Below are 12,515 nucleotides of genomic sequence, written 5' to 3' on the forward strand. Positions count from 1 at the left end.
CCACCCCGGGCCGGGGAACACGCGGGCCGACGCGAGGTCACCCGGTGCCGCCTCCAGTCGCAGGGGGTCACTTCCAGAAAACTGTGAACATTTTTCTTTCTTGTTCACGACGTATATTCGTAACAGGCGAATGCTAAACCGGAAGATAACGACATCAGCATGCTGGATCGTCCGTGAACGGGATCAGGGGCGGGCGGCCCGAACGGGTCCGGCTCGGAGCACGGGGAGACCGGCGGGGCCCCTTCAGCGCCTGACCGGGCCGGTCGAGGCCCTGACCACCAGCTCGGGCTCGAAGAGCAGCTCGTCGGCCGGCACCAGGGCCTTGTCGATCTGGGCGGCGAGCAGGTCGACGACCGCGCGGCCCATCGCGTCGATCGGCTGGCGCAGCGTCGTCAGCGGCGGATCGGTGCAGTTCATCAGCGCGGAGTCGTCGTAGCCGATCACCGAGACGTCGTCGGGCACGGAGAGCCCCGCCCTGCGGGCCGCCCTTATCGCGCCCAGGGCCATCACGTCGCTGGCGCAGATGACGCCGGTCACCCCCTTGCGTATCAGCCGCGCGGCCGCCGCGTGCCCCCCTTCCAGGGAGAACATGGTGTGTTCCACGAACTCGGGGTCGAGGTCCGCCGCGTCCAGCTTGCGCCGGGAGGGCACGTGGTCGGGAGGGCCGAGCACCATGCCGATCCGCTCGTGGCCCAGCGACCGCAGGTGGCCGAGCGCCATCTCGGCGGCGGCCACGTCGTCGCAGGAGACCTGGGGGAAGGCGAGGTGCGCGACCGCGGCGTTCACCAGCACGGTCGGCAGGCGCCGCTCCCGCAGCAGCTCGTAGTGCTCGTGGGAGGCGTCCGCCTGGGCGAACAGGCCTCCGGCGAAGACCACGCCGGACACCTGCTGCTGGAGCAGCAGATCGACGTACTCCGCCTCGGAGACGCCGCCCAGGGTGCGGGTGCACAACACGGAGGTGAACCCCTGCTGGGCCAGCGCACCCCCGACAACCTCGGCGAAAGCAGGGAAGATGGGGTTCTGCAGCTCGGGCAGGACGAGCCCGACCAGCCGCGCCCTGTCGCCGCGCAGCTGGGTCGGCCGCTCGTAGCCCAGCACGTCGAGCGCCGTCAGGACGGCCTCACGGGTCGCCTCGGACACCCCGGGCTTCCCGTTGAGCACGCGACTGACCGTCGCCTCGCTCATCCCGACCTTCTTGGCCACTTCTGCAAGCCGTCGCGTCATGATGAAACTATAAGGCAATAGAAGCAATTACTTGCGGCTGCTTGCGAAAGTTGCGTCAACAGTCAGGTCCGGCGGGTCGTCCCGGTCAGCTTTCGGTGATCCTGCCGCCGTCGACGTGGACGCGCCGGGTGGTGTGCACCGCCTCCAGCATCCGGCGGTCGTGAGTGACCAGCAGCAGCGTACCGGGATAGGAGGCGAGCGCGGACTCCAGCTGCTCGATCGCGGCCAGGTCCAGGTGGTTGGTCGGCTCGTCGAGCACGAGGAGGTTCACCCCGCGCGCCTGGAGCAGCGCCAGCGCCGCCCGGGTCCGCTCCCCCGGCGACAGGGTGGCGGCCGGGCGCGGCACGTGCGCGGCCCGGAGCCCGAACTTGGCGAGCAACGTGCGCACGTCGCCGGGAACCATGTCGGGCACCGCGGCGCCGAAGGCCTCCACCAGGGGTTCGTCGCCGAGGAACAGCCCCCGCGCCTGGTCCACCTCGCCGACGACCACCCCGGGGCCCAGCGAGGCGTTGCCCTCGTCCAGCGGGAGCCGGCCCAGGAGCGCGGCCAGCAGGGTCGACTTGCCGGAGCCGTTGGCGCCGGTGACCGCCACCCGCTCGGCCCAGCCGACCTCCAGGTTCACCGGGCCGAGGGTGAACGCGCCGCGCCGGACCACGGCATCGCGCAGCGTCGCGACGACGGCCCCCGATCTCGGGGCCACCGCGATCTCCATGCGGAGCTCCCACTCCTTGCGGGGCTCCTCGACCTCGTCCAGCCGCTCGATCAGCCGCTCGGTCTGACGGGCCTTCGCGGCCTGCTTCTCGGTCGCCTCGGTACGGAAGTTGCGGCCGATCTTGTCGTTGTCGGACGCCTTGCGCCGCGCGTTCTTGACGCCCTTCTCCATCCAGGCGCGCTGCATCCCCGCGCGCTGCTTGAGGGAGGCGACGGTGCCGGCGTACTCCTCGTACTCGTCGCGGGCGTGCCGGCGGGCGACCTCGCGCTCGGCGAGATAGGCCTCGTAGCCGCCGCCGTGCACCCTCACCAGCTGCTGGACGAGGTCGAGTTCGACGACCCGGTTCACGGTCCTGGCCAGGAACTCGCGGTCGTGGCTGACCAGGACGGTCCCGGCCCGCAGGCCGGTGACGAAGCGCTCGAGCCGCTCCAGCCCCTCCAGGTCGAGGTCGTTGGTGGGCTCGTCGAGCAGGAAGACGTCGTAGCGGCTGAGCAGCAGGGAGGCCATGCCCGCCCGCGCGGCCTGGCCGCCGGAGAGCGCCGTCATCGGCCGGTCGAGCTCCACGGCGAGGCCGAGCTCGGCGACGACCTCGGCGGCCCGGTCCTCCAGGTCGGCACCGCCCAGGGCGAGCCAGCGCTCCAGGCCGGTGGCGTAGGCGTCGTCCGCCCCCGGGGTTCCCTCCACCAGCCCCTGGGTCGCGGCGTCCAGCGCGCGCTGCGCGGCGGCCACCCCGGTACGGCGGGCCAGGAAGTCCGCGATCGTCTCGTCCGCGCGGCGCTCACGCTCCTGGGGCAGGTAGCCGACCGACGCCGAAGGCGGGCTGAGCCGCACGGAGCCGTGCTCGGGCGGGAGCAGCCCCGCGAGGATCCGCATCAGGGTGGACTTGCCCGCGCCGTTCACGCCGACCAGGCCGACGACGTCGCCGGGGGCGACCACCAGGTCGAGCCCGGTGAAAAGCGCTCGGTCGCCGTGTCCGGCGGCCAGGTCCTTGGCGACGATGGTGGCACTCATACGCAAACGCTATCCGCCCGCCGGCACCGCGGCGCCATGTCTGATATGTCCGTTATGACCGATTAGGGGTCTCGAATCCCCCAGCCGCGCATCCCGACCCCACCCGCCGAACCCTATTCCCGGCAAATCAGACATATCGCGCTTATCGCAGAAAAAATTTCTGGGGTCCGACAACCGGCGGTTGACCTGGCCGTCCTTACCGGGAAACGTTACCTTACGGAGATCTAAACCCTCTTTTTTCGACACTTCAGGCAACATCAGCCGCTTCTGTGCCGTCTTATGGACGGGGACGGTCAACAGGTCGCCCCCGAAACGGGGAGAAGAGGAAGCATCTTGATGAAACGAATCGCCATCGGTCTGCTGTCAGCGGCGGTGAGCAGCTCGCTGCTCCTGTCCGCCGGAACGGCCTCCGCGGAGCGAGTCGCTCTCAGCGTGCGCATCGACAGCGTGAACCCGAACCCGATCGTCGTGAAGGGAGACGACGACACGAGGGTCAGCATCGAGGTCCGCACCACAGAGGCCACCCGTGTCGAACTTCGCCTCAGGCCGGTCTCCGACCAGGCCCGCACCCTGGCGGCGCCGGAGCCCAGGCTCCTGCACCAGGGTGACCTGTGGCGCTTCACGACCAGCTTCGACGAGAACGACTTCGAGGGTCGCTGGGTCGCGATCGCCGACGCGTACGACAAGGACGGCAAGAAGGTGACCGACGAGGTCAACTTCTCCGTCGTACACGAGAAGGCCGAGAAGGCCGAGACCCGGATCTACCGGTTCTCCGCGAACCCCGGGACCGTCCGCAAGGGTCGCTCGGTCTACTTCACCGGCCGTCTCCAGGTCGACGACGACCGCTGGAAGGGCGTGCGGGGCGAGGAGGTGGAGATCTACTTCCGCAAGCGCGGTACCAACACGTGGAAGTTCGTGGCCTCCCCCGACACCGGCTGGAAGGGCACCTTCCGCGCCAAGGCCCGCGCGTACAGCAGCGGTGAGTACCGCGCGATCTTCGACGGCAACGACGAGCTCTCCGAGAGCCGCAGCCGGTCCGACTGGGTGCGCGTTTACACCCGCCGCTGGTAGTCCCGCCTGACGGTCGCGCCGCGACCGGCCGGCAGTCGACGCGGAAGCCCGGGGCGACCCGGGCTTCCGTCGTTTCCGGCGTTTCCCGTGGTTCCCGTCGTTCCCGGTGAGGTCTTCCGCTTGATCCCCCGGCTTTCGGGCAGCGGAGGGGGACGACGACCGGAGGGAAGCCGCGCCGATGACGACGGGTGATTTCTACGACTACTCCGAGCTGCTGGAGGAGCACGAGAAGGAGATCGTGCTCCGGGTACGGGAGTTCATGGCGCGGGAGGTCGCGCCCATCGCGAACGAGGCGTGGACCAACGCGCGCTTCCCCCACCAGCTGATTCCCGAGTTCGCCAAGCTCGACATCGCGGGCCTGGCCTATCGGGGGGCACGGAGCCTGCTGACCGGGTTCGTGGTCCTGGAGATGAACCGGGTGGACCCGTCGATGGGCACGTTCTTCGGTGTCCACAACGGTCTGGCGATGGGCAGCGTCGACCGGCTGGGCTCGGAGGAGCAGCGGGAGCGATGGCTGCCGCCGATGGCGGCGATGGAGAAGATCGGGGCGTTCGCGCTGACGGAGCCGGAGGGAGGTTCCGACGTCGCGGCGGGGCTGCGCACGACGGCCCGGCGCGAGGGCGACGTGTGGGTGCTCAACGGGGCCAAGCGCTGGATCGGCAACGCGACCTTCGCCGATCTGATCGTGGTGTGGGCCAAGGACGAGGCCGACGGCCAGGTCAAGGGATTCGTGGTGGAGAAGGGCACGCCCGGCTTCGCCGCCACGAAGATCGAGAACAAGATAGCCCTGCGGACGGTCCAGAACGCCGACATCACGCTCACCAACTGCCTGGTGCCGGAGATCAACCGGCTGCAGAAGGCCAACGGCTTCCGCGACACCGGCACCATCCTGCGGCAGACCCGGGGAGGCGTGGCCTGGCAGGCGGTGGGCTGCATGACGGGCGCCTACGAGCTCGCACTGGAGTACGCCAGGACGCGCGAGCAGTTCGGGCGGCCGATCGCGGGCTTCCAGCTCGTGCAGGACCTGCTCGTGCGGATGCTGGGCAACGTCACCTGCTCGCTGGGCATGGTGGTGCGGCTGGCACAGCTCCAGGACGCGGGCGTCTACAAGGACGAGCACTCGGCCATGGCCAAGGCCTTCTGCACGGCGCGGATGCGCGAGGCCGTGGGATGGGCCAGGGAGATCCTGGGCGGCAACGGCATCGTCCTCGACTACGACGTCGGCCGCTTCGTGGCCGACTCCGAGGCGATCTACTCCTACGAGGGGACGCGCGAGATCAACACCCTGATCGTGGGACGGGCGATCACCGGTACGAGCGCCTTCGTCTGAGCACGCCACCCTGGGCGCCCTCGCCTGAGCGCTCTGTTCCCAAACGTCCCCAGGCGCCCTCGTCGGGGTTCCCGACGGGCAGCCGGAGCGTCGTACGCCTGTCGCCGCCTGAGCTCCCTCGCCGGAGCGTCGTCGGCGACAGGCGTACGACGCTCCGATCAGTGGTCGCGACGGGTGACGATACGGGCGAGTGTGGTCAGCTCGGCGGCGGGCCGGGACAGCGCGCCCGCGGCCGCCAGGTGGCGCAGAGCCCGTGCGAGCAGCTCGTCGGCCTCCACCTGGGTCCAGGCCCGCCCGCCCGCGGCCTCGACGAGCTCGGCCGCGCGGACCAGCTCGGCGTCGGAGAGCGGCTGCTCCCGGTGGTAGAGGCGGGCCAGCTCCTGTCCGGCCGAGGTGCCGGAGGCCAGGGCGGCGACGACCGGGACGGACTTCTTGCGACTGCGCAGATCCGAGTGGACCGGCTTGCCGGTCGCCTCGGGGTCTCCCCAGATGCCCAGCAGGTCGTCGACGAGCTGGAACGCCAGCCCCAGGTCCCGGCCGAAGGCGACGAAGTGCTCGACCTGCTCGGGACCACCACCGCCGAACAGGGCGCCGAGCCCGCAGGCGCAGCCCAGCAGGGCACCGGTCTTGCCGACCGCCATGCTCATGCACTCGGCCGGCCCGACATCCCGGCGTTCCTCGAAGGCGACGTCCGCGCTCTGGCCGTCGAGCAGCTCCTGGACCGCGGTGCTGAAAATCCGGGTCGCCTCGGCGGTGCCCGGGTGTCCTCCGGTCGCGAGCACGTCGAAGGCGAGCGTCAGCAGCGCGTCACCGGCCAGGATGGCCGGGCTGACCCCGAAGACGGCCCAGGCCGTGGGGCGGTGACGGCGGGTCCGGTCACCGTCCATCACGTCGTCGTGCAGGAGGGAGAAGTCGTGCACCAGCTCGACGGCGGCCGCCGGCCGGAGCGCCGAGACAGCGGTGCCACCGACGGCCTCCGCCGACAGCAGGGCCAGCGCGGGGCGGATCGCCTTGCCCCCGCCGGTCGTGGACGGCCGGCCCTGCTCGTCCCACCAGCCGAAGTGGTATCCGGCGATGCGCCTCATCGACGCGGGCAGCGTGTCGGCCGCCGGGCGCAGGGTCGCCTCGACCATGTCCCGGCTCCAGGCCAGCACCTCACCCGCGGACCGCCCGTCCGTCGACGTCTCGATGGTCGTCATGATCGCTCTCCCTCGCTCAGCGGCCGGTCCGAAGCCCTGTCCTCGCCTGTCCTCGCCTGTCCTCGCCTGTCCTCGCCTGTCTTCAGTGACCGATCTCGACGTCTTCCAGGATGCCGAGCGCGTCGGGCACCAGGACGGCGGCGGAGTAGTAGGCGCTGACCAGGTAGGAGATGATCGCCTTCTCGCTGATGCCCATGAAGCGGACCGACAGGCTGGGCTGGTACTCGTCGGGGATGCCGGTCTGGTGCAGGCCGATGACCCCCTGGTTGTCCTCGCCGACGCGCATGGCCAGGATCGAGGTGGTGCGGGTCTCGGTGATGGGAATCTTGCTGCAGGAGAAGATGGGGACGCCACGCCAGGCGGGCACCCCGCTGCCGCCGATGTCGACGCCCTGCGGGTAGAGCCCGCGCGCGTTGCACTCGCGGCCGAAGGCGGCGATGGCGTGCGGGTGGGCCAGGAAGAAACTCGTGCTCCTGCGGCGGCTGAGCAGCTCGTCGAGATCGTCGGGGGTGGGCGGACCGGTGCGGGTGTGGATCCGCTGCTTGAGGTCGGCGTTGTGCAGCAGCCCGAACTCGCGGTTGTTGATCAGCTCGTGCTCCTGCCGCTCGCGCAGCACCTCGATCGTGAGCCGGAGCTGCTGCTCGATCTGGTCCATCGGGTCGTTGTAGAGGTCGGCCACCCGGCTGTGCACCCGCAGGACCGTCTGCGCGACGCTCAGCTGGTATTCGCGCGGGGAGAGCTCGTAGTCGACAAACGTGCCCGGCAGGTCGGCCTCTCCCTCATGGCCGGCGGCCACCTCGACGGCGGCCTCGCCGTACTTGTTCTGCGGCCCGCGAGAGGCCGTCTCCCGCTGCCGCAGATGGGCCTGGAGCGGCTCCGCCTGCTCGGTCAGCTCCAGGAAGGCCTGCCGGGGCAGGACCATCGCCGTGCCGCTGGTGACCGCCTTGGCGGTGAACGGCCACTCGCCCTCGTCGCCGACCAGGGTGTCGTCGCCGAAGTGGTCGCCCGCGGCCAGCACGGTCAGCACGATCTCGTCACCGTACGGCCCGGTGCCGACCTTGTTGACCTTGCCGTGCGCGATGAGCACGACCTCGTCGGCCGGTCGCCCCGCCTCCACGAGCACGTCACCGGCCTGGAACTCCCGCTGGACGAACCGGCCCGCCAGCGCGTCGAGGACGTCGGAGTCGTCGAACCCGCGCAGCAGGGGCAGCTCGCACAGCTCGGCCGGGATGACCGCCACCTGCGACCCGGAGTTGGTGAAGCTCACCCGCCCGTCGCCGATCGTGTAGGTCAGCCGCCGGTTGACGCGGTAGGTGCCGCCCGAGACCTGCGTCCAGGGGAGCATCCGCAGCAGCCACCGTGAGGTGATCTCCTGCATCTGGGGAGTCGACTTGGTCGTCGTCGCCAGGTTACGCGCGGCGTCCGTACTCAGACTCAGCTGCGACCGGCCAGCCTCGAACTCCGTCACAACACACCACCGATCCGTACTCGTACCGACAGGGAAAGAAGACATGAAACAACCAGGGGGAACGCCAATTACCCGCGACAGAAACGGCAGAATCGTTGACCCCCCGATGCGCGGAGCCGGATATGGCCCGCCATCGTGGACGCCTCAATTTTGGGTTGCCCTTAAATATCTTGTCAAGCATTGGATACGATCCGGCCAACAATTAAAAAAGTCGCTATCATCAAATGCCCGAAAAAGATTGAATGTCTTATTCATATCAGCGGTCCGGCTCATATCAAGGGCTTTGTGAGCTGGGAATATCCGTCATGCCAGACATCGCGCCGCGTATCCCCGGCGGCCGGCACGGCACAGCGGAAATCCCCCTTCGCGCGGCATCGGAAAACCCGCGAAACACCCCGCCGGTAGGGAACGGCGCGACAACAGCGAGAAAGGCGAAGTACCGTCCTGGGCGGCATCTCCCATAAAAGATGAAAATCAGGCAGAACCGGTCAGCGTGGCCGTTCCGGTGCTCGGCCCAGGAGTTCGGCGAAGAGGTTCTCCCAGAGCGGCATGATCGCTTCGGGCGTGTAGTCACGCGCGGTGACGGCGGCGGCGGCCCCCATCCGCTCCCGCAGCCCCCGGTCCTCGATGAGCCGGATCATCGCCGCCGCCAGCGCGTCAACGTCCCGGGGAGGGACGAGCAGCCCGTCGACCCCGGGGGTCAGCACGTCGGCCGGACCGGTCGGGCAGTCGAAGGCGACGACGGGCAGCGCCTGGGTCATCGCCTCGATCATCACCATCGGCAGGCCCTCGAACCGTGAGCTGAGCACGTAGAAGGAGGCCTTGGCCAGCTCCTCGTCGAGATGGTCGGTCCGTCCCATCAGGGTGACGTTGTCACGCAGTCCGTGCTCCTTCAGGAGCCCGCGCAGCGCGTCCTTCTTCGGGCCGGTGCCGTAGATGCGCAGCCGCCAGTCGGGGTGGTGGTCGACGACCTGCCGGAACGCGGGGATCAGCAGGTCGAAGCCCTTCTGCCCGACAAGCCGCCCGGCCGCGACCACGAGCCTGTCCTCCTGCCAGGAGAGCGGCCGCCGCACGGGGCCGACCGCGTTGGGGATGCGCACGACGGGGGTGCCGGGAAGGAGCTCCTGGTACTCCCTCCTGTCGGTCCCGGTGAGCACGGCCACCGCGTCCAGGCCGCCGTAGTGACGGGCGATCGCCGCCCGGACCGCCTCGGGGTGGGTGGCCAGGTTCATGTGCTCCTGGGCGATCCTGACGACGCTCGCGGGAGTGCGCCGGGCGGAGATGAGGTTCAGCGCGGGGCGGGTGGTGACCAGGATGCCGTCCTGGAGCGCGGAGACGTAGTCGATGACGGCCCGCTCCACGCGCTCGGTGAAGTAGGAGGCCGCGAACTCCCCGGCAGGCACGATCTTGCCGCGGATCCGCCGCCAGGCCCTGCGCCCCACCGAGTCCGAGGGCCTGCCGTCCCGCTGGTCCGACAGTGCCAGCAGACGGACGCGGGCGTCGATCGGGAACTGGGGTCTCTCCCTGCGGCGCACCACGCTGACGATCTCGACGTCGTGCCCGGCGGCGGCCATCGCGTTCGCCTGGTTGATCACCGTGCGGATCGTCCCGCCCATGCCGTACGCGTGCAGGAGCATGTAGCGGATCTTCATGGCCTCGGGGGCCCCGGGCGCTCCGGGCGCCGTCACGTGGGCTCCGCGGCGCGCGGCAGGTATCCCCAGCTCTCGCACATCGGCCTGAGCGACTCGGGGGTCTCCTCGGCCCTCGGCAGGTCGCGTGCGGGCTGCACGCTCCCCGAGCGGATCTTGTCCTTCCAGTCGCCGAGCCCCTTCTCCAGCACGGCCTGCTCGCCGTACGCCAGCATCTCCGGTTCCCAGGGGATGCCGAGGAAGTCGCAGAGGCGGCGCGCCTCGGCCGCGGGGTCGGCGGTCAGGTCCTCGTACCGCACGGTGCACCCGCTGAGCGCCCCCCGCGCCCGCTGCACGGCCTTCATGTAGCGCAGGGCGTCGAGCGCCGCCTCCTCCGGCGTCCTCTTGCCGGCGCCGGCCTCGTACCACGAACTCGCGACGGACGCCGGGTGGCGCAGCAGGAAGACGAACCGGGCGTCCGGCCAGCACGCGGCGATGCGCCGGTGGGCGAAGGCGTTGGCCGGTGTCTTGTCCACGACGAACGTCTTGCCGCTCTTGACCAGCTCGCGGTGGAGCACGCGATCCCACAGCAGGTGTTCCAGGTCGGCCCGCTCGTGCCCGAGGGCCTCCATCGCCTTCTCCGCCAGCGAGGTGCCGAACTCCACCCGGAGCCTGCGCACGTGCAGCTCGTGCGGGGCGTGCAGCATGGAGTGGGCGTTGAGCAGTGCCCTCAGGAGCGTGGAGCCGGACCTGACCGGCGAGAGGATGAAGATCGGGGCGACCAGCAACCGGTCGACCTTCGGGTCCGCGGGCGGCCTGAACGACTCCTCCGCGACCGCGGGGGGCTTCACGGTGGCCGCTGGACCAACTTTCCCTACTCGGTTGATCTGGAATCCGGTGAGCCTGACAAGGGCGTCGTTGGCCTTGCGCTGCCAGTCCATGCCCAGGGAGGGTAGTCACCTTTCCTGGCATTTAACTGTGTGTTCACTCAAGAACACCTCCCTGTCCGCGGGTGTGCCCGCGCCTTTCCCGTCCCCGGGGGAAGGGCGGAACGAGCCGGCGATTCACCCTCCCCATGCGGGGTAGTGACACGTTCCCAAAGCTCAGACGGCGTGCGGCCGGTCAGCGATCATGCTCCGGCGCGCGACCCCTGATCTACCGCGCCCTTTGAGGAGGAGATCGAGTGACCCACGACGTACGGCCGGATCCGGCCTCCTCCCCGACCTCGCCGGGCACCTCGCCCCGGGCCGCGTCCCACGACGTCGACGACGCCACCGCCGAGGCCCTGGGAAAGCTCTCCGAGGCGCTGGAGACGACCGAGCGGGCCCGCGGGCACCTCTACTCCTTCCACCAGCTGACCGGTCACGCCGACCTGCAGCTCGACGAGGCGGTGGAGCTGCTGCGCGCCGCGGGCCACCCCGAGATGGCCGACATGGTGACCCGCGAGCTGATCGGCCTCGACGTCATCCCCGGCCGGTGGACCTTCCAGGTCGTGGAGGAGTACGAGGACGGCTACCACAGCGTCTTCACCGACGTGGAGAGGCGGATCAGGGAACGGCTGGCGGGCGGGCGCCGCCACCTCCACGAGGCGCGGATGAAGGAACGGCGCCAGAGCTGATCCGTCCCGCACTCCCGGTCCCCGGCCTCCCGCTCCCCGCCCCGGCCCCCGGTGCCGGGCACGTGCTCCCGCCCGTCGACGGGCCTCTCGCCGGGCCTCGTTCCCACCCGCCGGGGATCGCGGCGTACGGGATCGGCGGCGGGCCCCGTACAGTGTGAGGCATGGGGATGGTCAAGACCGTGGGGCTGGTTCTGCACCCGCAGCGCGATTCGAAGGTGGCCATCGACACGATCGTGGAGTGGGCCCGTGCCCGCGACGTCACGGTGCTGGGGCTGCCCGACGAGGTCGGGCGCATCGACTGCAGCGCGGTCCCGGTCGACGGCGCCACCCTGGTCGACCGCGCCGACCTGCTCGTCAGCCTCGGCGGCGACGGCACGATGCTGCGCACCATGCGCCTCATCTCGGGGCGCAAGACCCCCGTCCTCGGCGTCAACCTCGGCAAGCTGGGGTTCCTCGCGGAGATCGACGTCGACGAGCTGCCCCCCGCGCTGTCGGCCATCGACAACCACGACTACACGGTCGAACCGCGCATGGCGGTGCGGGCGGCCCTGCCCGACGGCACGGCGGTGACCGCGTTCAACGACATCGCCCTGGTGCGGATACCGGGGGACGGCCTGTCGGCGGTGTCGATCACCGTGGAGGGGCACCCCTTCGTGCGCTACGCGGCCGACGCGGTGATCGTGGCCACTCCCACCGGGTCGACCGCCTACAGCTTCTCCGCGGGCGGTCCCATCGTGTCGCCGACGGTCGAGGGGTTCCTCGTGGTCCCCGCGGCGGCGCACTCGTCGTTCAACCGGGCCATCGTGCTGTCGGCCGACGAGCGGGTCATGCTCGACCTGCTGCCGACGAGCGGCCGTCTCGCCGTGGAGGTGGACGGCACGGTGGCCGCGCACCTCACGCCCGGGGACGGGCTCGGCGTCACCGCGATCCGCGCCGCCGCCTGGGTGGTCCGGCTCGGCCCGAAGAGCTTCTACGACCGCGCCCGCCGCAAGCTCCGCGTCAACGGCAGCGCCGAGGTCGACTAGACCTCCCGGAATCCTCGCACCGCCCGGGCGCCCGCCGGGGCGGGCTCTCTCACGCCCTCTCCGCCGGCAGGAGCGCGCCGGGAGCGGTCAGGTGACAGCGTTCGTCATGAAACTTTCATGCCCCGCTTGACAGCGGGAAAGCGCTTACCTAGCTTGTGGGTTGTTCGCTCACATGTACGCGGATCGCACATGTGAACGGCGAGTGCTCGCTGGGGGGATTCCGAACCGC

General features: G+C 70.2%; 10 protein-coding genes. 4 read left to right on the forward strand and 6 right to left on the reverse strand.

Annotated elements, in window-relative coordinates; all coding sequences use genetic code 11:
* Positions 1-243 precede the first annotated feature (243 nt).
* Complete coding sequence (locus tag ACVCAG_RS09625) at positions 244-1,224, reverse strand: LacI family DNA-binding transcriptional regulator (RefSeq protein ID WP_362681620.1); 981 nt, start codon at positions 1,222-1,224, stop codon at positions 244-246.
* Between the two features lie 85 nt (positions 1,225-1,309).
* Complete coding sequence (locus tag ACVCAG_RS09630) at positions 1,310-2,947, reverse strand: ATP-binding cassette domain-containing protein (RefSeq protein ID WP_440087689.1); 1,638 nt, start codon at positions 2,945-2,947, stop codon at positions 1,310-1,312.
* A gap of 336 nt (positions 2,948-3,283) precedes the next feature.
* Here ACVCAG_RS09630 and ACVCAG_RS09635 point away from each other — a divergent pair, with 336 nt between their 5' ends.
* Together ACVCAG_RS09635 and ACVCAG_RS09640 are read left to right on the forward strand one after the other, a co-directional pair.
* The gene (locus tag ACVCAG_RS09635) at positions 3,284-4,018 is read left to right on the forward strand and encodes a hypothetical protein (protein ID WP_440087690.1); all 735 of its coding nucleotides are present in this window, start codon (positions 3,284-3,286) and stop codon (positions 4,016-4,018) included.
* Between the two features lie 178 nt (positions 4,019-4,196).
* Positions 4,197-5,348, forward strand: a complete 1,152-nt coding sequence (locus ACVCAG_RS09640) for an acyl-CoA dehydrogenase family protein (RefSeq protein WP_440087691.1) — start codon at positions 4,197-4,199, stop codon at positions 5,346-5,348.
* Positions 5,349-5,506: 158 nt separating this feature from the next.
* On the opposite strand, the gene ACVCAG_RS09645 is transcribed toward ACVCAG_RS09640, so the two are convergent.
* The 4 genes from ACVCAG_RS09645 to ACVCAG_RS09660 all read right to left on the reverse strand — a co-directional run bounded on the left by ACVCAG_RS09645 (position 5,507) and on the right by ACVCAG_RS09660 (position 10,584).
* A complete protein-coding gene (locus ACVCAG_RS09645) occupies positions 5,507-6,547 on the reverse strand; it encodes a family 2 encapsulin nanocompartment cargo protein polyprenyl transferase (RefSeq protein WP_440087692.1) in 1,041 nt (346 codons plus the stop codon).
* Positions 6,548-6,629: 82 nt separating this feature from the next.
* Positions 6,630-8,015 (reverse strand): family 2B encapsulin nanocompartment shell protein, encoded by a 1,386-nt coding sequence (locus ACVCAG_RS09650; RefSeq protein ID WP_440104321.1) that lies wholly within the window; start codon positions 8,013-8,015, stop codon positions 6,630-6,632.
* 488 nt (positions 8,016-8,503) lie between these two features.
* A complete protein-coding gene (locus tag ACVCAG_RS09655) occupies positions 8,504-9,703 on the reverse strand; it encodes a glycosyltransferase (protein ID WP_440087694.1) in 1,200 nt (399 codons plus the stop codon).
* Positions 9,700-10,584 (reverse strand): sulfotransferase family protein, encoded by an 885-nt coding sequence (locus ACVCAG_RS09660; protein ID WP_447189746.1) that lies wholly within the window; start codon positions 10,582-10,584, stop codon positions 9,700-9,702. The genes ACVCAG_RS09655 and ACVCAG_RS09660 overlap by 4 nt, the downstream gene beginning before the upstream one ends.
* Before the next feature lie 242 nt (positions 10,585-10,826).
* Here ACVCAG_RS09660 and ACVCAG_RS09665 point away from each other — a divergent pair, with 242 nt between their 5' ends.
* Both ACVCAG_RS09665 and ACVCAG_RS09670 read left to right on the forward strand, forming a co-directional pair.
* Positions 10,827-11,261 carry a hypothetical protein gene (locus ACVCAG_RS09665; RefSeq protein WP_440087696.1) on the forward strand — a complete coding sequence of 145 codons (435 nt, stop codon included), beginning with the start codon at positions 10,827-10,829 and terminating at the stop codon, positions 11,259-11,261.
* Between the two features lie 161 nt (positions 11,262-11,422).
* Positions 11,423-12,286: an NAD(+)/NADH kinase gene (locus ACVCAG_RS09670; RefSeq protein WP_440087697.1), complete on the forward strand. Its 864-nt coding sequence runs from the start codon at positions 11,423-11,425 to the stop codon at positions 12,284-12,286.
* The last annotated feature ends 229 nt before the right edge of the window (positions 12,287-12,515 follow it).

This window comes from Streptosporangium sp. G12 (assembly GCF_052983175.1).